This is a genomic window from Acidobacteriota bacterium (assembly GCA_040756905.1).
Taxonomy (GTDB): domain Bacteria; phylum Acidobacteriota; class Aminicenantia; order JBFLYD01; family JBFLYD01; genus JBFLYD01.
Window position 1 is genome coordinate 1 of record JBFLYD010000020.1, and the last position, 24242, is coordinate 24242.

A 24242-nucleotide genomic window follows, 5' to 3' on the forward strand; every position below is an offset into this window, starting at 1 on the left:
AACAAAAAGCGTCTTCACTCATCAATTGGTTATTTATCGCCAGTTGAATTTGAAGATAGGTTGGGAAATGAGTTATATATTGAAAATGTGTCTTAATTTAGTGTCCACTTTTAGGGGTGCACTCCCCATTCTACTACAGAATATCCCCTCTTAGAATCTATATCCCTCCTTTTAGAGAAAAAAATGATAAAGATAAAGAAAACTTTATCTACTATTTTATCTTTAAAAAATCCCATAAAATTGGAATAAAGAAAGAGATAAGCCTTGAGGCAATGGAATACCTTAAGAGATATCACTTCTCTGGGAACATAAGGGAGCTTAAAGCAGTGATTGAAAGAGCAGTCATTCTATCTAAAGAACCAATTATAAATGTAGAAGATTTACCAGAAGAGATATTAAATCCAATAAAAGTATCATTTTTAGAGGGTTCATCCCCTTCAATCATAAAAGAAATCCTTCTAAGAATGGAGAAGGGAGAAAGTTTCTGGACTACAGTTCGTAAACCCTACCTCCAGAGAGAGCTCAACAAATATCAGCTAAAAGAAATTCTTCACCATGGTCTTAAAGCATCACGAGGAAGCTTTAAAGCCCTTCTTCCTTATTTCCACATAGAGGAGAGAGATTATAAGAAATTTATGGATTTTTTGAGGCATCAAGGCATAAAGATTGAGACATTAGGGAGAGAATCGAAAAAGAGAAGAAAAATCGAGTTTATATTCGACTGAGTCGATTTTTATCTCGACTAATAAAAATTCAGTATTGACGAGGTTTTTAAACGACTTTTCAGAGAATTTCTGAAAGATGAATCGAGTTTATACTCGATTTTCTAAAACCATCAAATCCACAAATCCTTTATAGATGCACCCCTCTAATTTGGCATGGTGTTTGATATAAATTAAATGTATGAATATCGAGAATATAGAAAAACTCCGCAGGAAACCTAGGCGCGCTTATAAACAACCTATTAATGAACTTCATTTTTATTTCAAGAAATTATGGAAAGAATCAAAGCCTATTGCGAAGCTATTCAGAACCGATTCTCATGGTTATCTTTATGATACTGGAACAAATAAGATTCTTAAGTGCGATGATATTGAATATAGTCTTCTCACAAAACTTATATCCATGGATATAGAAGAAGCTATCAACAAGACACTATCAGAGTATACAAAGGAACAATTCATAGAGGCTGCTAATAAAATAAGAAGTGCAATTGAAAAAGAGAATATCCTTCAAACAAAAAAAGCGACTCAATTCGGCTTATCAGCTCATTTTCATAATATTGAAGAATTAATTAATACATCACTTGGAATGGTACAATTGGAAATAACCGAGCAATGCAATCTTCGTTGTAATTACTGTATTTATAATCCTTTTGTCTCAGATAAAAGAAATCATGGTAACCGTAATATGAACCCTTCAGTTGCAAAAGCAGCCATCGATTATCTTACAACTCATAGCAGTGGAAAAGAGGGAGTAGCTGTTACTTTCTACGGCGGTGAACCATTGCTTAGATTTCCATTTATAAAATCATGTGTTAATTATGCCCATCATACATTAAACAAGAAAAGACATCGTTTTAGTTTAACTACTAACAGTACATTACTAACCGCCGAAATGGCTGATTTTTTCTATCACGAGAATTTTAGTGTGGTAGTTAGTATAGATGGTCCGGAAGAGATCCATGACGATTATCGAAAAGACTTTAGGGGGCGGGGAAGTTTTAAGCATACAATACTCGGATTAAAAAATTTAATTGATGTTTTTGGTGAAGGTTCTAAAGAAAGAATTTTTCTTAGTATGGTGTATACTCCACCTTATTCTGAAAGGAAACTAAACCGTATAAGCAAACTATGGGTTGAAATACCATGGCTTCCGAAAGATATTCCTGTACTAATTACATACCCTCACTCAGAGAGTATTCCAACTGAAAAATATCCAAATAATAGCATTTTAGAAGATAAAACTATGCTGGAATGGGCAATAGAAAGATATATGGATTATTATACTGGCAAGAGCGAGTTAAATCCAATAGCAAATAGTATAATAGAAGAAAAACTTGCAAGGTTAATACAGCGTCCAATTTATCCAAAGCCCATAGATAAATATTATCTGAATGGATGTTGTATTCCAGGAGTTAGAAAAATATTTGTTTCAACTGAAGGTGATTTTCACTTATGTGAGCGGGTGCCAAGTACAGCCCCAAAGATTGGAAATGTATATTCAGGTATTGATATAGAAACAATTGAAAATATCTATATTGACGAATATAGTACGAAAAGCCTTCCTTCTTGTTCTACATGTTGGGCAATTCAACTTTGTCCTGAGTGTTATGTCAATGCTTTTAATAATGGAAAATTTGATATTAACAAAAAAATTAAAAATTGTATAATTGCTCAATATTTAACAGAAAAATATTTACGATTTTTTTGTAAATTATTGGATCTTAATCCAAAAGGGCTCAATTATCTTTCTAAGTGGAGAATAGAGTAACTATGTATAATCTAAATCATTCTTTGATATGAAAGTGATATTTTTAATTTTTGAAAAAAATTTGAATAATTTGTTTAATTGCGAAGACGAGATTTTTCAAAATCTCAAGATTATAAGGAGGTGCTACAATGATTTTAGTAAAACCTGAGGGCATTTCAGAACTTTCAGAGGTAACACCTTTAACAACATGTAAGTGCGCTTGCTCCCCTCCTGAGGTTGGCTCTGCGTCTACCTATCAAGTAAGTGTTGACTTAGGCGGTTGTGCTTGTGCATGTTGGGAGCCAAGTAGTGCATGGGCCCATGTAGATGCACGGGACTATCCAATATAATCAGACAGGAAGGATAAGACAAAAATACAAGATAAGGGATGTTTATTAAGTATTCTAAAGCAAACCTAAAAATAATTCATTACCATTGCGGTCTAAATTAGAGGAGGGGCTAAGAGAAATTATGTGCAAAAAAAGTTAATCCTTGGATTAAGATAACTATAATAAGTTTCAGAGAGGTGATAAAATAAAAGAGGATTTTATCATATTTTTATAAGTTGTTTTAATGGGATAAAATAATATTCTTTTTAATTAGAGTGAAAAAAGGATAAAATATTTCATAAAAAAGGATTATGACTGCCTCAAAAATTAAAATTTTAATGAGTTTAATTATATTTCTTCTCTTATCCTCCGAGGCATCTTTTCTGGCAAAAACCATTCATAATACCATGCAAGAGATAAATGGTTGTGAGAGTAAAGTAAAAATTACATTAGTCAGAGAATGGGGGGGTGAAGAGACTGCTGACAAAGCCAAATTTTTTAATGAGCCAACCGATATAGAAATTGATAGAGATGGACTTGTATACATTGTGGATTCTGGAAATCACCGTATTCAAGTATTTGACAAATCAGGCAAGTATATAAACACAATTGGAAGAAAGGGACAAGGTCCCGCTGACTTTTTATACCCATTTGATCTAGAATTTGATAATAAAAACAATATGATTATCTCTGATAGGTATAATTCAAGAATTCAGATTTTAAAGACTACAGGAGATTTTCTTAAAACTTTTAAGATCAATTATTTTCCTTATCATATTGGTGTGATGAGAGGTGGAATAATCATGTATAATGGAAGTAGATCTTTAAAGTCTTCGTCTTTAATCCTTCTATACAATTATGAGGGCAGAATTATTAGAGAAATTGGGAAACGAAAAGAGGAAAAATCTTTATTACTTACTTTAATGAAATCTTCTATTTATTTCTCTTTGGATACTTATGAAAATATTTATACTTCTTATTTATACAGCCCGCTTCTTCAAAAATACTCAAATACAGGAGAACTGGTAATGAATATTTCATTTGAAATGCCCTTTACGGTTCCAGAGTTGAAATATATGCAAACCAAGAGTTACATTGGACTACAAGCAGAACAGATATCTAAAGGATTATCAATTGATAATCAAGGAAGAATCTATCTTATAGTCATAACAAGACCAAGAACGAAAGAGGAGTATAAAATTGGCACAAAAATGATAATTGAGGACAGAAACAGAAGTATAAATATTATCCCTGGTCCAAAAGCTTATGTTGATTCTGAGACCACCGATTTGTACAGACTATTAGTTTTCAATAATTCAGGCAAGATAATTACTACCAAGCAATTAAACACTTATTGCGATAATATAAAAGTGTACAATGATAGGTTATTTATTATCGATAGATATGTAGGTATGAAGATTTACGAATATAAAATAAATTTTGAATAACTTATTTAAATGTTTCAGGCAACAATAAATTTTAAAGAATCAATTATATCTCAAAAAAATAAAGAAGAAAGCTCAAAATTTCATTTTTCATCTGTTAGACTAATCCTTCCTTATCTGAAAGAACATTTGAAAGAGGGCTTGTTTGCCTCAATTTTTATGATTCTCCTTTCCCTCCTTGTCCTTCCTACTCCCTACCTCATGAAATACATTGTGGATGATGTAATTACAAAAAAGAATCTAAGTTTACTAAACCTTATTATCCTTGCCATTATAGGATTTCAGATTTTAAAGCTTCTCTTATCATTTCTAACAAACTATTTCTTCAATATCTTAAATCAAGAGGTTCTGGTTAAGATAAAGAAGGATCTTTTTTCTAAGCTCCTTCGACTTCCTCTCTCCTTCTTCGACTCACAACAGACAGGCTATCTTCATTCAAGAATTTCTGAGGTCGAAGGCCTGGGAATCTTCTTTTCTAACTACATTGTCCGAATACTTATTGGAATCCTTGAGTTTTTATTCTGCCTCTGGATTCTTCTTTATCTGAATTGGAAGCTAACCCTTATATCATTAACAGTCATTCCATTCCTTTTCGTTGCAACCAGATTCTATTCAAGATCGATAAGGAAAACAAGTAAAGAGGTTATGGAGAAGGGAGCAAGTCTTTCAAGGAAGATACAGGAATCCCTATCAGGGGTTGAGGTTATAAAATCTTTCTCTTCAGAGGATAGAGAGACAACAAAGATTCACACTTCCTTAGATGAACTAAAACAGACTAACATAAAACGAAATATCCAGTTCACCATCTCATCAGAGATTCTTTCTCTGATAGGAGCTCTTGGAGGATTCATTGTCCTATGGTATTCAGGATGGAAGATAATAGAGGGAACATTTACCATTGGAACATACATCGCATTTTCAGCCTATCTTGCAAAACTCTATGGACCAACTCAAATCTTAGCAACAATGGGACTTACCCTTCAACCAGCAATAACAGCTCTAAACAGAGTCACAGAGCTATTTGAGTTAATAGAAGAAAGGGACGAAGGAGTAAGGATTAAAGAGATAAAGGGAGAAATTGAATTCAAGGATGTCTTCTTCAGCTACGATAGTAAAAAGGAAGATGTTCTGAAGAGTCTCAATCTCATAGTTAAACCAGGGGAAAAGATTCTCATCAAAGGACCAAATGGCTCAGGGAAAAGCACAATAGTAAAGCTAATTCTTGGACTATATAGAACAGATAGAGGGAAGATAACCATAGATGGCAGAGATATAAATACCCTCTCCCTCTCCTCCCTAAGAGAAAGAATCTCCTTTGTCTCCCAGAATGTATTTTTATTCAATGACACAATTTGGAATAATATCCTCTACAGCAAGCCCGATGCAAAGGATGAGAAAGTAATTGAATCAGCCAGATTAGCAGGAGCCTACGAATTCATAATGAATCTGGAAGATGGATTTGAAACAGTGATTGGAGAAACAGGAAAGAAGCTATCTGGTGGAGAGAGAAAAAAGCTATCAATTGCAAGGGCAATCCTTAAGGACTCAGACATAATAATATTTGATGAGGCAACCTCAGAGCTTGATTTAGATTCACAGAAGAGGATCGAGGAGCTTATAACTGAGAGATTCAAAGAGAGAACCTGTATTATAATCTCCCACAGGGCTTTTGGAAAAAATTCCATAGACAGAAAATATACCTTGAATGATGGAAAAGTAGTAGATACAAACTCTAAATTCATTCGTATGGGCTAACGCTTTTATATACTTATCAACTTTACATCACTACAATTGCTCTTAAAAGAGACTCTTCACCTTTTCTTAATAAGTCAAAAGCATCGTTGATTTGAGATAATGGAAATTTATGGGTGACAAGTTCTTTTATTTTTATTTTTCCAATCTTTGCCAATTCAATAATTTTTGGATAGTCGACCGGCCGACATCCAAGAGAACCCATTACTTCCATCTCTCTGAACATGATTCTTCCTGCATTTAAACAAAGATTCTGGTCTGAATAACCAATCACAACAAGCCTTCCTCCACTCTTTAGAGAATTAAAAGCGATTTCCATGGTTTTTGGATTTCCAATAGCTTCAATTGCAACATCAGCTCCTCCACCAGTCATTTTTCTTAATGTTTTAGCTAAATCTTCAACCTTAGAAGCATTCACTATTTCATAAGCACCGAATTTTTTAGCCCATTCCAGCTTACTCTCTTTTACATCCACTGCCACAACGATCGCTCCCATCGCTGAAGCAAGCTGAACCACATTAATGCCAACTCCACCGCATCCAAAAACAACTACTACATCTCCAGGTTTTATGTTTGCCCTGTTTTTTACTGCATGGTATGGAGTGGAGACCGCATCAGCTATTACTGCTCCTTCTTCCAGAGGAATTTCATCAGGAAGATGAAATATATCTTTTGCTGGAGCTGCAATATATTCAGCATATGCTCCGTCTATATTATTCCCAAGCATTATCATATTTCTACAAATATTCTCTCTTCCTGTTCTGCAGTATTCACAGTATCCGCAGGTCAAGACTGCAGGAATTAATACTTTATCTCCAGGTTTAAACTCTTTAACATCCTCTCCTACTTTTTCTACTATGCCAGAAGGCTCATGACCTAAAATTAAAGGTGGTTTTTTAAAAGTTGGAACACCATGATCAATGTAATGTAAATCTGTATGACATACTCCACATGCTCTAATCTTAATAAATACTTCATCTCTCTTTAATTCTGGAGTTGGAAATTCCTCGATTTTTAAAGGTTGATTAGGCCCATAAAAAATTGCTGCTTTCATATTATTTCTCCTTTTATTTATTTTTCCAGAGAGGCTCCCTTTTTTCAAGGAATGCTTTTAAGCCTTCATTTGCATCTTCGGTTTTCATCAATATGGTTAAATAATCCTCATCTGCAAACTTTAAATTATTCTGGAAATCTAACTTTATAATTTTTTTAATAACAGTTTTTGTAATTTTTAAAGAAGAAAGGCTCAGGGATTTAAACTTTTTAAGATATTCATCAACTTCTTCATAAAATCTTTCTGAGGATATTATTTTATTTATAAGACCTTTTTTTTCTGCCTCTGTAGCATCAATTATCTCTCCAGAAAGGATAAAATCCATAATAAATCTTGAAGGGAAAACTAAAGGATATAGAGCTACAGCTACTGGAGGAAATACTCCCAGCTTTATCTCTGGCTGACCAAATTTTGCTTTCTCAGAAGCAAGAACCATATCACAGAAAAGAGCCAGCTCACATCCTCCTCCTAATGCAGAACCATTAACAGCAGAAACTGAGATTCCTTCGAATAAATCAAGAAGGTAAAACATTTTATGAAAAGTCTTAAGCATTTCATTTACTTTTTCTGGAAGATGCTCTCCTACATCAGCTCCTGCTGAAAAGGCTTTTCCTTCGCCTTTTATGAGAAGAATTTTACATTCTTTCCATCCTAAAACTTCTTCTAAAGCCATGTTTATCTCATTCATCATTTTTATGTTCAATATATTAAGGGGAGGCCTGTTAAGAGTTAAAACAAAAACATCATCTTTTTTTTCAACAATTATGTTTTCATATGACATCACTTCCTCCAAAATTTTTCAGTTAACTGATTATTAATGCAAACGTATTTAATTTTAATACATTTCTACCTCCTCACCCTTCCCTCTCCCCTAAGGGGAGAAGATTAAAGCCTGCCCCGTACTTGATACGGGGGTAAGGGATAAAAATAGTGTGCTGTCCCATAAATATCTTTATAAACAAAAAATTTCTCATAAAGCCCACTGAAGGGGTATGGGGAAGGAACTTCTCAATATCTGGGGGTGCTCAGCGAAGCGTCTAAGGAGATCTTTCTCCCATAGGGAAAGTGTCATGTCACAAAGGAATAACAAAAGATATTTAAGTGACACGACAATAGAATGTAACAAATATTTGTGCGTTTGTATTAATTTTTCAAAACCAATTAAATTTGAAATTTTATTCATCAGTTTTAAAAGGAAGGCAACTATTTTTCAAATATGGCATTGCCATTTTGATAAACTCTTCTTCATTTACAGTTCTTGAGACCCATTCTTTCCAGTTGAATCTTATTCCAAGCATCACATTAAAACTTAATCTTACAGCTTCGAGGGCTAATTCATAAAAGTGAGTGCATCCATCTGATTTTCCAAGAGCATTTATTAACTTTTTATTAATTCCCCTTTCGATTTTGAACCCTTCTATCCTTTTTATGTTTTCTAATGTATAGTTACAAACTTGAAATGGAGCTTTTAAAATTTGGGCGCTTGCCTCTTCAATTACTGATGTTTCAAGGTTAATTTTTAACTCAACCCTCATGTTGTGACTTAAATCGAGTAACGAAGCTTCGGTAACAATGTATTTTTCATTCAATTTCCTTACAGAAGAGTTTATATTTCTTTCATAGATTTCCATTTTTCCTCCGCTCTTTATTTCTCTCTTTTAATTACCATTGCAGTAGTTACTCCCCCACCCCCGCATATTCCTGCAATTCCTATCTCTTTATCTATTCTTCTTAGCGCATAATATAATGTCACGAGTATTCTTGCACCACTTATCCCTGTAGGATGACCAAGAGCTATCGCTCCTCCATGAATGTTAAGCTTACTCCTGTCCCATTTTAGGTTCATCTCATTTGCCAATATCTGAACGGCAAAAGCTTCGTTTACTTCAATAAGGTCCATATCCGACAATGTCATACCTGCATCTTTCAATACCATTGGCATACTTATCGAAGGTCCTTCTCCCATCACATCAGGGTCAACTGCAGCTGTAGCATGAGAAATTATAGAAAACAAAGGTTCAACTCCTAAACTCCTTGCTTTTTCCCTTGAAGTTACAACAAGGGCTGTGGCTCCATCTGACATGCTGCAAGAATTTCCAGCTGTAACTGTTCCATTCTGTTTAAACACAGGTTTTAGCCTGGCAAGCTTTTCAAGGGAAGTATCAGGTCTTATTGTTTCATCTGCGGCAAAAATAACTGGCTTTTTTGTATCAGGATGTAATACTTCAAAAGGGACGATTTCTTCTGAAAACCATTCATTTATCTGAGCTTCATGGGCTTTTCTATGACTTTCCAGAGCAAATTTATCCTGCTCTTCTCTCGATACATTATACTTTTCCTGGAGTCTTTCAGCAGTTTGACCCATGCCCATGTTGCATAATGGGTCAATTGTGTCATTCCATCCATCCATCAAAACTTTATCCCCCATTTTGAATCCTTCCCATCTTGCATCTTTCAGAAGATAAGGAATCGTGCTCATGCTTTCCATTCCACCCACAACCATTACTTCTGCTTCCTTTAACCTTATTGCCTGAGATGCCAGGATTAGGGCTTTCATTCCGGAAGGACATGCCATGTTCAGGCTATGAGCGGGAATTGATGCAGGAATTCCTGCCCTTACAGAAGCAGTTCTAACCGGGTTTGGTCCATTTCCAGCCTGTCTACAATGTCCTAAAATTACTTCATCTACTACATCCATTCCTTCAAGCCCAACTCTCTTAAGACTTTCTTTTATTGCATGGGCTCCTAAATTATAGGCAGGGACATTTCTCAATGTTCCTCCAAATTTTCCCATTGCTGTCCTCACAGCACTTATAACAACAACATCAGAAAGTTCCATTTTTCCTCCATCAATTATATATACTGACCTCCATCAACTTTAATAATCTCTCCGGTTACATGCCTGGCTTTATCAGAACATAAAAATACAACAAGATAAGCCACATCTTCTGGCTTGCCAAGCCTTCCCAATACTGTTTCTCTGATTGCATTATCTTTAATATCCTGGGGTAAATCTTTTATCATATCTGTTTCAATCATGCCAGGAGCTATAGCATTGACATTTACATTGTATTTTCCTAATTCCCTTGCCAATGTTTTTGTTAATCCGATGATTCCTGCTTTTGCTGCGGAATAGTTGCTCTGGCCAAATTTCCCTCTAAGTCCATTTATAGAAGTTATATTGATTATCTTTCCTGATAGCTGCTCTCTAAAAATCGGAGAGACAGCTCTTATGTAATTAAAATAGCCTTTTAAATTTACATTAATGACATTGTCCCATTGCTCTTCGCTCATTTTCCATATAACTGAATCCATGTTAATCCCTGCATTGTTAACCAGAATATCAATTCGACCTAATTCTTTTAAAACATCCTCAACCATTTTTTGAGCATCTTCAAAGCTTGAGACATCTGCTCTGTAGGCTATTGCTCGCCTTCCCATTGATTTTATCTCTTCTATCAGGCTTTCTGCTTCTGCAACGCTCTTTCTATAATTAATGGCAAGGTCTGCTCCACTTTTAGCAAGCTCTAAAGATATAGCCCTTCCGAGCCCACGACTTCCTCCTGAAACAATTGCAACCTTTCCCTCTAACTCATTCATATTGCCTCCTTTTTGATTTTTAATTTATTGTATGTATTATAAAAATTATAATTTCATCGCTCCTGGATACTCTTCTTTTTCGAGAAATATAACCTCCTTTTTATATTTTAAATCTACTTCGCCAGGATGATAAATTGCTTTAACCAGATTACTGAAATTTTCAATTACCTTACTTCTAACAATTTTTAACGAAGGTGTGAGCTCAGCTTTCTTTAAATTCAATTCTCTATCGATAAGAGCAAATGCTTTTACCCTGGCAAATTTTGGAGATATTTTTTTGTTTGCATTACTTATTTCATTCTGAAATAGCTCTCTCACTAATTGGTTTTTCAACAATGCCTTTTTTGAGGAAACGCTTATTTTATTTTTTTGAGCCCAATTTTCAAGGTTCTTAAAGTTAGGAAATATCAAAGCTGATACAAAATCCTTTCCTTCGCCCAGAACTACTGCGTTGTCTATATAATCGCTTGAACTTATTATAGCTGTTTCAACAATCTGAGATGATACCTTTTCTGCATTCAGCAATTTGAAGACTCCATCCATCCTTCCTTTAATAACCAATCCTTTCTCTGAAATCTCTCCCAGATCACCAGTATGGAACCAGCCTGAATCTTCGATTACCTGGGAAGTTTTTGCAGGTTCTTTGTAATATCCGAGCATAACATTTGGTCCTCTTACTAGAATTTCTCCCTCATCTGAAATTTTTACTTCTACTCCAGGAATAGCAAATCCAACCGTGTGGGGGTATCGTTCTCCTGATAGAGGAGTAAGAGTAGCACAGGGTGAGGTCTCAGTAAGCCCCCATCCTTCAACGATGGAGATTTTTTTCTTTTTGAAATATTCTGAAATATCCTCTGGAAGAGGAGCTGCTGCTGTAAATACAAACTTAAGCTCTGGATGTATTATTTCTTTTTCAATTTCTTTTGAATTCATCGCTTCTGTTACAAGAACCTGATAAATTTTAGGAACGCTGAAATAAACAGTTGGTTTAACAGCTCTGAAATTCTTAAGAAGTAACGGGATGTCTTTACCATAACTTTCATCTATTGTTAGAGTTGCTCCTGAACAAATGGCTGTGAATCTCTCAAATAAACCTCCAAAGCTGTGATGCCATGGAAGATAAGAGAGAAATCTATCGCCAGGTCCTACATTCCATAGCAAACTTAAAGCTTTCTGCTGGGAGAGAATATTTCTATGACACAGAACAACTCCTTTTGGCATCCCAGTTGTCCCCGATGTATACATTATTAAACATGGATCCTCTTGATCTACCATTTCAATCCGATTCTCAAATTCAGAAGTGTCTCTTTTGAAATCGTACAAGATTTTAAAATCAGAGATGTTTTTATGTTTATGTCCATAATAGGGCTTCCACTCCATTACGAATATCTTATCAATCGATTCGATTGCCTTTGTTTTAAGTGCCTCATTCAAATGAGGCCTGTCACAAACAACGAGAAATTTTGAATCAGAATGACTTAAAATATAATCAATCTGAAAAGCTGGATATTCAGAAAAGATTGGAACAGATATAGCACCAATACTCATCACTGCAAGTTCCAATACCAACATTTCTTTTCGATTTCTTGAAAGAACTGCTATTTTGTCTCCTTTTTTTATTCCCATTTCAATCAAAGATGTGCCAACAATGGAAATTTCATGGTAAAATTCATACCATTTATATTTTTGAAATTTACCCTCTCTTTTTTCTTGAAGAACAAAATTATTAAAAAATTTTTCCTTCCTTTCTCTCAGCATTATTCCAATGTTGGGGTAGATTTCTCCAAGTGGAATGTTTGATTTTAGCACAATAGAATTCATTCAGCTCACCTTGCTGGATAAATAATTTTCAAAAGCATATATTGCTGCTCCAAAAGCTCCAATTGTCTGGGGATTAGGAGGAACAAGAAAACTATGTTCTAATTTTTCTTTAAAAATATCAACAATTACAGGATTATTAGCTATCACACCTCCTGTAAGAATTGCTTTTTCTTCAAAGGGATCCATTTCAAGAATTCTTTTTACCACAGATTCAAAAACTCCCCTGAGGATTTCATTGATGTTTTTTCCAGTTCGAATATGATGGATAATCTCAGTACAGGTAAATACAGTGCAATAACTTCCAATTTCTACACTCTTGTAAGCTTTTTTTGCCATTGAATTCATTCTCTTTTGAGAGATACCAAGTCTTATTGAGATCTCTTCGAGGAAACTTCCAGTGCCTGCTGCACATTTCCTGTTCATTTTAAAATAAACCTGTCTCCCGTTCTCTGATATTTTGATTATTTTATTATCCTGTCCTCCTATGTCAACTATAATGCTCCCTCCAGGAAAATAGTGAAAACATCCTTTTGCAAAACAGCTTATCTCTGACTTTGAAAAATCTGAAAAAGGACAGTTATTCCTGCCAACGCCAGTTGTAACCACAGATACAACCTCTTTTTTTGATATATTTCTTTTTTTTAATGCTGCATTAAAAACAATTTCCGAGATTTTTTCAAAACTCAAACCCGTCTTTCTTATACAATCTGAAACAATTTTTTTATTTTCATCGATTATTACTGCTTTCGAATAAGATGAACCAAGGTCAATTCCTGAAAAATACATAAATTCTTAGCCTCTAATTTCCTTTTTTGATTCAATTATCTGTTCAACGAATGATTCGACTGCAGTTATTGTCTGCTCTTCGGAAAAACATCTTAGATCATTCAAGTCGCCATTGATAATCAAATATGGAATTCCAAATTTTTTAATCATTCTCTGGGGAAGACCAAACCTGCTATTTGAATTATTGGGACAGGTTTTTGCATCATGAAATACAATGCCGTCCACTTTATACTCATCGATCATTTCTTTTAATAAAGCTTCTTTTTTTGTTTCACTTCTATTTATGAAAATCTGAGTGTATCCCTCAGCTAAACTCCTCAATGGATTTTCTGAAGAGAAGTTATCAAAAATCCATGAATTGCAATATGTTGATGCCACAACACATGTGTTAAACTTCGAAAATAGCTCAGAAAAAAACCTTAGCTTTCCCCAGACAGGCATTCCTTCCCAGTAAAACCTCAAATTCTCTTTCTCAATAGCTCCAACCTTACCATCAACTCTTTTCGCTATCTCTTCGTTTAATGCCTTGTAATACTCCACTGCAATGTTTGTTCCTCTTAGCATTACCACTGGAGCCATGTGAATGCAACCATCAAAAAAAGTAATCGGAGAGGGGCTGTTTTTCGCTGTTTCAAGAAATTTTCTCCATAATTTCGATGCTTCACCGGATAAACTTACAACTTCTTTTAATCTATCTATGTCTAATTTTTTTCCTGTAATTTTTTCTAAAGAATTTATCAAGCTCTTAAATTGTTTCTCCACAAATCCAATTTGTTCTTCTGTCAATTCATCTATTTTCCAAGGAGGAAATACACCAAAGGCAGGCACATTATACTCCCTTGAATAGAAAAGAAACCAATCCTGAATCTCCCTGCATTGATTGGTACTGTAAACGAGAACATCAGGCTCAGGAATTGACGGAATTCCATAAGCTTTTGTCAGAGGAGTTTCTTTTTTTATGAAAGCTCCTACGTCTGAAGTCAGATAAGAGCATATTTCAGGTGAATAGCCCATTGCATTTGCAATCGAAATATATTTATTACTTTCCCTTGTGGCTCCCAGTAAAGCCCCATGATTTTCAGGGAAATATACTTTAAACCCTATACTGATTAAGATTTCTGATGGTCCCACACTCGAGCACCATGCAACTTTCTGATGGGGATTTTGCGAATCTTGATACAATGACTGGTAATATTGTTTCAGAATTTCTTTAAGTAATTTTGTTGATACTATTTCTTTCATCTCAATTTCAGCTAAAATTTTTTATAACATTTATTATGTTTTTTAATTCCCTGCACTTTTTAGTCTTTTTTCAATTCCCTTGACAAGAAATGTGATACTTTTTTGAAAAGGAATTTCAACACTGTAAAGCTCACCATATTTAACTATTTTTCCATTGATAAAATCAATTTCTGTTCTCCTCCCTTCTTCCACATCGATCAACATAGAAGGCTTGTGATACCCTCCCTTTCTTAGATAGGAGATACAAAAATCAAAAAAATCAGGAGGAAAAACATTTCCATGAGCTTTTGCTACCTCGATGCCTTCTTTAACCAGTTGTTCAACAATTTCAAATGTCTCCTTTAGATCCATAGCTTCTTCCATAGTCAACCCAGTGATTGCTGATACAGGAGCAAGGGCAGAATTTAATATTACTTTTTCCCATACGTATTTTTCTATTTCATTAGTATATTCTGTATCGAGCTTGGCAGAACTTATCATTTCAGCAAGTTCCTTTGCAACCGGAATATCCTCCTTCTTTAAACATCCAATGTAGTTTGGTTTGTTAAAAAAAGTAACGCTTATTTCATTATCAGATATAAGATTTCCTGCGTAATTTATAACAACTCTGAAAATTTTTTCCTCACCAAAAGCATTCCCAAGAATTTTTTCTGTATCAAGACCATTCTGGAAGCTTATCAATTTCAACTCAGGATTATATATTTTCTTAATCTCAGGAATAAGAGATTCTATCGCATATGCTTTAACACAGATGAATAACACATCAACATTGAATTTATCAAGTTCTGAAACAGAATAAAGAGTATTCTCTGGCTTTATTTCAAAACTTCCTCTTATAAGTCCATTTGGGTCACTAATCTTCAGTCCTCTTTCTTTAATCCTTTCAAGCTTTTGTTTCATTATATCAACCAGAATTACGTCTTCATTGTTTTTTATTAAATTTGAAGCTAATATTCCTCCTATGGGGCCAATTCCAACAACTGCAATTTTATGCGTTCTCATCTTCGAGCAGGAAGGGTGGCCAAGAAAACCGTCACGAATGCTGAGCGGGCATGGTTTTCTTCTGACCATTTATGGTCTGAAGAAAGAGCAGAGCATGAGTGCCGAGCTGTAATTTTCCGCGCTGGGGAAAATACAGCGTGTTTTCGGGTCACCCTTGCTGCTCTAATTATTAACCACCTCAAAAATTTACTTGCTTTCAAATACGTCTTACCCATAAAAGTTTAATATTTTCATTAAAAAGGATATGTTCTTTTGAATTCAGGAAATCTTCTTTCTACAAGTGCTGTTAAACCCTCCAGAGCATCGGGATGCTGGAAAGTTGGTATAAGATAACCATCAAGTTCCCATCGGGCTACCTCATCAAGGCTCTTCCCATTAAGAAAATCATTAAAACCTTTGCTTATCAACCAGTTTGCTGTCCAGACTGCATTTGGAGAATTTGTAGCCACTCTCCTCGCTATCCTTTGAGCATATGCTTTCTGGTCTCCGGAAAAAAATACCTCAGTCCATCCAAGGCCATAAGCATAAAGGGTAGGAATAAGGTCTTTTTTCAAGAACAGATCCTTCATCCAGCGAAGCTCTTCCTTTTCTTCAAAAGTAAGCTTATCCGGAACTTCAAAAATATTCAATTCTTTTAACTGCTTTTTATTGAGAGGTTTACCATTATTATCAATTATTGCCTGGGATATTTTATCAGCGATTTCATCTCTTTTATTACAAGGAACAATATAATCAGCCATCCCTAAGTATTTTATCACACGAGGAGAGGAAGTTGTTGTCCCTCCAGCTAATATATAATAACGGGAAATTGCCACTGCCAGCTCTGGGTCATTAGTAGCCTTATAAATCAATATTGGTACTAAAGATGTTCCCCGTAGTCCTGGATAGATCCCAAGCCTTGTTTCAGGAAGAGCAAAAGTTGTGCGGTCTGTTATGATGACCACACTATCAGGGTCATAGGCAAATGCCAGGGCAACTTCTACCCCGCCTCCAAAAGCTGCTCCATCGATTATCGCTACTTTAGGCTTCCCTTCTCCTGTCATTTTATGGAATAAAACATCCTGCCACATGGCTGTGTCTTCTTTAATATTTTCAAAATTATTTTCTTTTATATTCTTTATAAAGTTATAAACATTAGCTCCGGCTATGAAGGTTTTTATGGGAGCAGAGTCAAAAATTATTATTTTTATCCTATCATCCTCATTTGCTCTTTTAAATGATTCCCTCCAATCTTCAAAGACCTGATTGTCAAGGGCATTTGCATTCTGGGGGTTAGAAATCATAATTCTTGCAATTTGACCTCTGTTTTCTTTTTCATAAATTATTGGGCTTAATCTGACTGGCCAGGGTTTATTTTTTTTATGTTGATCTATAAGGAGCTTTGGAACAGGAAAATGAATTCCATGGAGTTTAGCTATCTCTTCTCTCTCTTTGATTATCCTCATCGTCTCTTTCAGTCCTATTTTGTTAATCAGAGTAAATGGCCCCTCCTTCCATAAAAAGGCATTCTGGCACAACTTTTCTACTTCTTCTATTTCAATTAGTTTAGAATCCACCACTTCCACAGCTGTCATAAATCCAACTGCCCAGAATCTTTCCTTTAACTTTTCTACAATCTCAATATTTTCTGGTTCTTTTCTTAAATCTTCCTCAGATACCCATCTAACTTTCGCCTTATCGGCTGCTGAATCATATCTTTTCATCAACTCTGTATAAATTTTAGTTGGCGTAAAGAAATTTTTATAAACCTTGTAAAGAGGGTCATCCGGGTTGGATGAATCAGAAAAAGAACACATTGAATAGTATCCAACAGGCAAACCTGTAGCATCCATCAAACTTAAAAACCCGAGAGGCATGTTAAAAGCTTTTCTGCCAGCAGCTTCGACAGTCGGTACATCGTACCCTTCCTCTAACATTCTTGTAGCTTCAAGCAGTAAAGAAACAAAGATTATATCTGCAGCTCCTCCTTTTCTGCTTGAAAGTATTGGAGTGGCTACTTTTCCACCCAATTTCATATACTTTGAAGCAACCTGAATACTTTCATTCGAAGCAGTATCAGTTCCGGCAAACTCTCCTGCGCGATTTTTATGGGGTAGATAGAAATAATGCATCCATACTACCTTATCAGGCCTTCCTGTCACTCGGACAAGAATGTTTGTGTCTAAAGAGGAAGAATTTGTTGCAAAAATTACATGAGGAGCGCAAAGTTCATCAAGCTTTTTAAAAATTTGTTTTTTCACTTCAATTTTTTCAGTGGCTGTTTCTATTACCAATTTGAGATTTTTTCCTCTGCAGGCTTCTTCATAACTTGTCGTAGCTATTATTCTTTTCTTTATCTCTTTAATCTGTCCTTCAGAAAATATTCCAGCCTTTCTCGCATCTTCAAGCTCCTTTTTTATAGTTTCAAATGCTCTTTCAATTATCTCATCAATTATATCAATCAAGCCGACATTAAATCCGTTCTGGGCATATGTCTGGGTTAAACTTGAACCCATAGTCCCGGCTCCAACTATTAATACCTCAACATCATCCCAGGCAATGGACTCTTTTTCATAAAATACATGATTATTGCTCATTTTTTATAACTCCTTTTTATTATTTTTACTGAACTCCATATCCATCAACTATCACAGCCCCGCCCTGCCCACCTCCTATACAAGCTGAAGCAAGGCCCAATCCTCCAAGAGTCAGCAAAGCAATGATCAGCCTTGCACCAGTGGCTCCCAAAGGATGTCCAAGGGCTATTGCACCACCATTTACATTAACTTTCGAGCGATCTAAAGCAAGTTCTCTTTCCACAGCTAAATACTGACCTGCAAAAGCCTCGTTTATTTCTATATGTTTTAAATCATTCAGGGATAAACCTGCTCTTGTTAAAGCTATTTTTGAAGCAGGAACAGGACCTATCCCCATATAATGAGGGTCAACTCCTGCTGTTCCCCATGAAATAAGTTCTCCTATTGGTTCAATTCTCAGTTCTTTTGCTTTCTCTTCTGTTGTCATGATTAATGCAGCAGCTCCATCTACAATACCACTTGAATTTCCACCAGTATGTATTCCACCAAGTTTTACAGGAAGTAATCTTGAAAGACTCTCAAGGGCAGTGTCAGGTCTTGGATGTTCATCCTCTGAAACAATTACATCACCCCTTCTTGTTTTAATAGTAACAGGGGTTATTTCTTTAGCTAAGTGACCACTTTTCTTTGCTTCTGCTGCTTTATGCTGCGAAGAAAAAGCAAATTCATCAGCATCTTTTCTTGTTATCCCATATAATTTTGCCAGATTTTCTGCAGTTCCCATCATGTCCGTATCTATGTAAGTATCATTTAAGCCATCTTTAAAAAGAGCATAGACTCTTGGGCCTGCCATGTAGGGATATCCATAAGCAGCACCATATTGCAACGTCGGAGATTGACTTGTGCTCTCGTATCCTCCAACAAGAACGATGTCTGCTTCACCCAATAATATTTGTTTTGCTCCCTGAATTACAGCTTCCCCTCCTGAAAAACAAATTCTATTCACTGTAAGACCCGGTGCAAAAAAACTCAGTCCAGCTCTCAGACCCACATGTCTGGCTCCATAATGAGAATCGATACTTGTATGCATTGCATTTCCAAATATGCATTCATCGATAAGCTCTTCTCTTCCCTCAAGTCCTGCTTTTTTTATTGCTGCCCTTGCAGCATATGCACCAAGTTCTATGGGTGGAATATCCTTAAAAGCTCCTCCCACCTCTCCAAAGGGAGTGCGAGTGCCAGAGAGGAAAACTATTTTTTTCTTCTTCTCTTTTATTATTGCCGGTCCTCCTTGCCTGATATTCTCAGGAATACGAAATATTTCCTTTTTCATTTTCATATCTTATTATTCTCCTTCATTTCAATTATAACCTAACCCTTCAAAAAAATTTGAAATTAAATAAAACAAAATAAACTAACTTAATAATTTTATGGGCAGGAAGAGTGGCACAGAAACCAAAGGTTCCTGAAAACCGTCACGAATAAACAAACTCACCCTTGCTGTCCGAATTTTTAACCTCACCCCAGAAATTTTTTATAGCATTGAGATGCATCAATGTCAAGGCACGCCAATTAACTAATACAAACACATAAAATATTTTGGAGGGCAACCCTTCAGGGTTGCTGAATAGCAGGGCTAAAGCCCTACCCTACATGTTAAATTATTTAATTCGTTTGTATTAATAATTGATTAAAGATTGAAAAAGAATTAAAATTTTTACAATGGAAATATTAATAATTGGAATTTTAGCTGTCATAATTCTTTTGGTAATAGGCTTATTAATATTTTACTTTAATCAAAGACTTAAGGAGATTAACCAAAATCTTCTTCTTTCTCAGAAAAATGTATCTGAAACTATAGACTCAACTTCCAGAATATTTGGAGATGTAAAGGAAAGACTTGGAATCCTTTCCCAATCCGCAGAAAGAATTTTTGAAATTGGAAAAGATATATCTTCATTACAGGAGATATTGAAAACTCCCAAATTAAGAGGCTCTATTGGAGAATTATTCCTCGAAGATCTTCTCTCGCAAATTTTGCCAGCTTCCAATTTTTCAATTCAATATAAATTCAAATCTGGAGAAACTGTCGATGCAGTAATTCATCTTGGAACAGGAATGGTACCAGTAGATGCAAAATTCCCCCTTGAAAATTTTCGAAAAATGATGGAAGCAACTGATGAAGAGGATAAAAAAAATTCCAGAAAAAAATTTCTAACCGATGTTAAAAATCATATCAATTCGATCTCAGCAAAATACATATTGCCTGATGAAGGAACTTTCGATTTTGCCTTGATGTACATACCCGCTGAAAATATCTACTATGAAACTATCATAAAAGATGAATCATTTGGAGAAGAAACGAGCGTTTCTTATTATGCTCTCAAGCGCCATGTTATTCCAGTATCTCCCAATTCTTTTTTTGCATACCTTCAGGCAATCGTGCTTGGGTTGAAAGGAATGAGAATTGAAAAAAGCGCAAAAGAAATAATCCTGAATTTAATGAGGCTTCAGGGCGATTTTAAAAAATTTCAGGAAGATTTTGAAGTGATGGGAAGACATTTAAGGGATACAAGAAGTAAATACGAAGATGCAGAAAAAAGATTGTTAAAAGTTCACGAAAAACTTACAAAAATCACAGAAATACCCGAATCCAAAGAATTGGAAGAAAAGCAGGATTAATCCTTTGCCCTCTCTTCCTTATGCATATCCTTTTCAAGAACGCTTAAAAGTTTTCGAAGAATTTGCTCATTATATTCTAAAATTTCTAAAAAAATAAATTGAGCGTAAAATATTTACCCTATATTTAAAAAATTTTTGAGTTTAAATTATGGTATAATTTAAATATCTCAGAAATGAACAGAAAAATTAAAAAAATGAGAAAATATTTAATTTTTTCCATTTTATTTCTAAACATATTTTTATTTTCTCAAGAATTGGGTAAGATTCAGGAAAAAGTTGAGGTGCGTCTAATCCTGGTTCCAACTGTTGTAACTGACAAGAAAGGAAATTTTATCGAAAGATTAAAGATAGAAGATTTTGAAGTATATGAAGATGGTAAAAGACAATATATTTCTTTATTCTATCTTGAGAAAATAAAAGATAGTAAATTGATATTTGAAGATAACACTGATGAGAAAAAATCAATATCAAGAGAACAATATGAATTAAGACAATCTTTTCCACCAAGGACAATAATACTTATATTTGATCAGATCACAACAAGCCCATTTTATGTAACAAGATTAGAAGAACCGCTTAAGAAATTTTTAAAGAACTTTATTACTCATGATGATAATCTTTTAATCTATATAGGTGGAAAATCATATCTTTTCAAAAAGGGTAGAATTTTTATATCAGAAAAAGAACCAGATTCAGTATCAAAGATTATAAAAAAAGTCTTAAAAGAATCATTTTATCCTATAGATTTTATATACTTCAGTTCTTCCCCAGAAAAATTACCAATGGCAGAGATGGAAAGAGATGTTGTGTTTCCTTTGTTGAATATGGAATTTAAAATGTTATCCTTACGAGGCTTGAGAAGACTTAAGCTGATAGCAGAAGAGCTGAAAAGAATTGAAGGAGAAAAAAGAGTTATCTTCCTATCCGAAGGTTATGGAAATTTTTTCAGTGGCAGATTAGGAGAAGATGCTTACTCCACTCATGAATTGAATGATCCAGCTTTTTTAGCAAAATATTTCAATGATTCTAATACTGCTATTTACTCATTAGATATTGGTGGTCTTAAAGACTACAATTTCATGTACAGAGATTTGCAGATGACAGCTTCACAAAGAGAAAAACACCAAAATCTGTTCAATCCTTTCTTTCGCCAATCTTTTCTGAGAGATCTTTCCTCCAGGACAGGCGGAGAGGCTATAACTAACACCAATGATTTAGGAGAAGCTCTTCAAATAATCGGGGATATGATAAGTAAAGCATATATTTTGGGATATTCCTCAACTAATAAGATAATGGATGGAAAATACAGAAAAATAAAAGTTAAGGTAAGAATGAAGAAAGTCATTGTAAAACACAGAGAAGGATATTTTGCTAAAGATTAAAAATGTAAATGGCAAATCTTAAATTTTTATTTAAAACTTTAATTTTTCAATCTTTGTTTGATTTATAACCTTCCAAAAATTTCAAAATTTTTTCTTTATTTTTCTTATCGAAATCAATTCCATAAAACCTTAGAAATAATTCTCTTCGAATTTCCAAAGGAGAAGCATTAGGGTTTTTATTTAAAATAGATGCAATGACTAAACGTCTTGCAGAGTCATTCATTGAAAATCCCATTTTAACTCGATCTTCCCCACTTCTTTGCATTAACATAGAGTTAAATTTCTTCTCCATACCAGAGCTTGTATCCTTCATTTTAAAACCTCTTTGTAAAGTTCATCCACTCCAAGTTTATTTACCCAATAACTTATATACTCAATGTTTAAATCTTTCACATTATTCAACAAATTTCTCACATCATTAATATGAACCTCAGATTTACTCTCCTTAGCCCAGAAAAGTTTTGAAAGGACAAGATCTTCTGGAGACACGACATTCATATTTACTGTCTCAACAATTATCCTTCTTTTATTTCTAAATTCTTCTCTATGAAAATCACTATCCTTACGAATAATAAAGTCAATTTTAACTAAATAACTGTTGTGAATTATATTAAAGATTCCCTTTTGAACCACTGCTTTATAAATTGCCTCTCTATCCATATAGAACTCATCTGAGAATAAATTTTCGATTTTTTCAATATTATTTAGAGATAATTCAATAATGATATCAATATCTCGAGTCATTCTTGGAACAGAATAAAAGTTAACTGCTGTTGAACCTGTAATCATATACTCTATTCCTGCTTCTTTTAACCTTCTTGTAACTAATTTTAATACTTCTAACTCATCACTCATTATTTCGCTATTATAGTATTTTAAAAAATTATATCAATTAAAAAATAAAGAATGCAATCTTCAACTTCTTATGGAGGATCATCCGTTTAACTTTGATATTAGATAAAAATTATCACCGGGCAAAATATTTATCCTATATTTAAAAAATTTTTGCATAAATTTTCCCCTCTTAGAATGCAGAGAAGCTCCAACTCTTATTAAAATTGATGAAGAAAAAGACTCCCCACTTTTTTCAGATTCACTCAAATCTTCTATAAGCAGTTTAGAAGGAAGAAATCAAAACAATAATGATATTAATTCTAAAATAGTAGAACCAAACTGTACTCCAAGCGCCCAAGATTGTCCAACTTGTGAAATAACACCTTGCCCCGAGCAAACAGCTTATGGAGCTACCTGTGAACCTCCAACTTGCCAAAACTGTTGGACTTTAGGCTGTACTTTTTGTGGAACATGTGAAGGACTAACCTGTTTAGGAACTGGAAATTCATGCACTTAAAATAAAATAAACATAAAAATTTTTATCTTTAAATCAGCGATTTAAACCAAATATGTTATTCGATAATTAATAAATTTCAAAAGAAAATTTATTTTATATTTAAGGAAAAAAATAAATATAATCTAAATTGACATAAATCATTGAATATTAAATAATATCTTTAAGGAGATATGAAAAAGTTTTTTCATCTTTTTTTCATATTTTTAAATTTATTTTTTCTATCTTTTCAGCAAAAAGAAATAAGACCCAGACATGAGGTTTTGGTTCAATTAGTTCTTGTTGATTTTATCGCAAAAGATAAAAAAGGAAATTTTGTGACTGATTTGAAAAAGGAAGAGATAGAAGTATTTGAAGATGGATATCCTGTTCCAATTCAATATTTTAACCTCATAAGCTATGAGGAGAGATTAGAGGAAATTAAAACAAAAGAAGTGGAAGAGAAAAAAGAACAAAAGAAAGAAAAAGAAATTTCTCTTCCTGAGAAAAAAAGACTCATTCTTATATTTGATAACATTAACACTTTCTCTACATATCTTGATTGGGCAAGGCCCAAATTAATTGAGATTTTAAATAATATATTAGATAAGAACACTGAAATAATGGTAGTTGAATTCAACAAAAAAGAAGGTATGAAAATTATTTATAATTTCACTTCTAATCATAAAATAATTAAAGAATTTGTAAAATGTATATTCCGATCCAAAGTGGCCATCGATTCCGATTCAAACCGGCCACTGATTCTGATTGAAAGTGGCCACCCATTCCGATTTATTCCGGCCACTTTTTCGATGAAATCAGAATTTGAAAA

Annotated in this window: 20 protein-coding genes; 7 read left to right on the forward strand and 13 right to left on the reverse strand. The window is 34.2% G+C overall.

Annotated features, from left to right (window positions below):
* Positions 1-116: 116 nt before the first annotated feature.
* The 4 genes from AB1410_02655 (at position 117) to AB1410_02670 (ending at position 6001) form a co-directional block, all read left to right on the forward strand.
* Complete coding sequence (locus tag AB1410_02655; GenBank protein MEW6455603.1) at positions 117-725, forward strand: hypothetical protein; 609 nt, start codon at positions 117-119, stop codon at positions 723-725.
* Between the two features lie 178 nt (positions 726-903).
* Positions 904-2493, forward strand: a complete 1590-nt coding sequence (locus AB1410_02660) for a radical SAM protein (GenBank protein MEW6455604.1) — start codon at positions 904-906, stop codon at positions 2491-2493.
* 646 nt (positions 2494-3139) lie between these two features.
* Entirely contained in the window at positions 3140-4249 is a 1110-nt protein-coding gene (locus AB1410_02665) for an NHL repeat-containing protein (GenBank protein MEW6455605.1), read from the forward strand.
* 9 nt (positions 4250-4258) lie between these two features.
* A complete protein-coding gene (locus AB1410_02670; protein MEW6455606.1) occupies positions 4259-6001 on the forward strand; it encodes an ABC transporter ATP-binding protein in 1743 nt (580 codons plus the stop codon).
* Positions 6002-6023: 22 nt separating this feature from the next.
* Here AB1410_02670 and AB1410_02675 read toward each other — a convergent pair whose 3' ends face one another.
* From AB1410_02675 to AB1410_02725, 11 genes are all read right to left on the reverse strand, one after another.
* Positions 6024-7052 carry a zinc-binding dehydrogenase gene (locus AB1410_02675; protein ID MEW6455607.1) on the reverse strand — a complete coding sequence of 343 codons (1029 nt, stop codon included), beginning with the start codon at positions 7050-7052 and terminating at the stop codon, positions 6024-6026.
* 13 nt (positions 7053-7065) lie between these two features.
* A complete protein-coding gene (locus tag AB1410_02680) occupies positions 7066-7833 on the reverse strand; it encodes an enoyl-CoA hydratase/isomerase family protein (protein MEW6455608.1) in 768 nt (255 codons plus the stop codon).
* 394 nt (positions 7834-8227) lie between these two features.
* Complete coding sequence (locus tag AB1410_02685) at positions 8228-8683, reverse strand: DUF2889 domain-containing protein (protein ID MEW6455609.1); 456 nt, start codon at positions 8681-8683, stop codon at positions 8228-8230.
* A 14-nt stretch (positions 8684-8697) separates the two neighbouring features.
* Positions 8698-9891: a thiolase family protein gene (locus tag AB1410_02690; GenBank protein ID MEW6455610.1), complete on the reverse strand. Its 1194-nt coding sequence runs from the start codon at positions 9889-9891 to the stop codon at positions 8698-8700.
* A 14-nt stretch (positions 9892-9905) separates the two neighbouring features.
* The gene (locus tag AB1410_02695) at positions 9906-10652 is read right to left on the reverse strand and encodes a beta-ketoacyl-ACP reductase (protein MEW6455611.1); all 747 of its coding nucleotides are present in this window, start codon (positions 10650-10652) and stop codon (positions 9906-9908) included.
* Positions 10653-10697: 45 nt separating this feature from the next.
* Positions 10698-12473 carry an AMP-binding protein gene (locus tag AB1410_02700; GenBank protein ID MEW6455612.1) on the reverse strand — a complete coding sequence of 592 codons (1776 nt, stop codon included), beginning with the start codon at positions 12471-12473 and terminating at the stop codon, positions 10698-10700.
* Complete coding sequence (locus AB1410_02705) at positions 12474-13259, reverse strand: acyl-CoA dehydratase activase (GenBank protein MEW6455613.1); 786 nt, start codon at positions 13257-13259, stop codon at positions 12474-12476.
* 6 nt (positions 13260-13265) lie between these two features.
* Positions 13266-14501, reverse strand: coding sequence for a 2-hydroxyacyl-CoA dehydratase family protein (locus AB1410_02710; GenBank protein ID MEW6455614.1), 1236 nt, complete (start codon positions 14499-14501; stop codon positions 13266-13268).
* 42 nt (positions 14502-14543) lie between these two features.
* Positions 14544-15572: a ketopantoate reductase family protein gene (locus AB1410_02715; protein MEW6455615.1), complete on the reverse strand. Its 1029-nt coding sequence runs from the start codon at positions 15570-15572 to the stop codon at positions 14544-14546.
* 164 nt (positions 15573-15736) lie between these two features.
* On the reverse strand, positions 15737-18079 hold the full coding sequence (locus AB1410_02720) for a 3-hydroxyacyl-CoA dehydrogenase NAD-binding domain-containing protein (protein MEW6455616.1): 2343 nt from the start codon (positions 18077-18079) through the stop codon (positions 15737-15739).
* Between the two features lie 25 nt (positions 18080-18104).
* A complete protein-coding gene (locus tag AB1410_02725) occupies positions 18105-19358 on the reverse strand; it encodes a thiolase family protein (protein MEW6455617.1) in 1254 nt (417 codons plus the stop codon).
* A gap of 383 nt (positions 19359-19741) precedes the next feature.
* On the opposite strand from AB1410_02725, the gene AB1410_02730 reads away from it, so the two are divergent.
* Entirely contained in the window at positions 19742-20701 is a 960-nt protein-coding gene (locus AB1410_02730) for a DNA recombination protein RmuC (GenBank protein MEW6455618.1), read from the forward strand.
* Between the two features lie 194 nt (positions 20702-20895).
* Positions 20896-22083 carry a VWA domain-containing protein gene (locus AB1410_02735; GenBank protein ID MEW6455619.1) on the forward strand — a complete coding sequence of 396 codons (1188 nt, stop codon included), beginning with the start codon at positions 20896-20898 and terminating at the stop codon, positions 22081-22083.
* 46 nt (positions 22084-22129) lie between these two features.
* Here AB1410_02735 and AB1410_02740 read toward each other — a convergent pair whose 3' ends face one another.
* The gene (locus AB1410_02740) at positions 22130-22396 is read right to left on the reverse strand and encodes a hypothetical protein (protein MEW6455620.1); all 267 of its coding nucleotides are present in this window, start codon (positions 22394-22396) and stop codon (positions 22130-22132) included.
* Positions 22393-22938: a nucleotidyltransferase gene (locus tag AB1410_02745; protein MEW6455621.1), complete on the reverse strand. Its 546-nt coding sequence runs from the start codon at positions 22936-22938 to the stop codon at positions 22393-22395. The genes AB1410_02740 and AB1410_02745 overlap by 4 nt, the downstream gene beginning before the upstream one ends.
* Positions 22939-23604: 666 nt before the next feature.
* Between AB1410_02745 and AB1410_02750 the strand changes: the two genes are divergently transcribed.
* Positions 23605-24242: hypothetical protein (locus AB1410_02750; GenBank protein MEW6455622.1), on the forward strand; the 638-nt coding region annotated here is incomplete at its 3' end.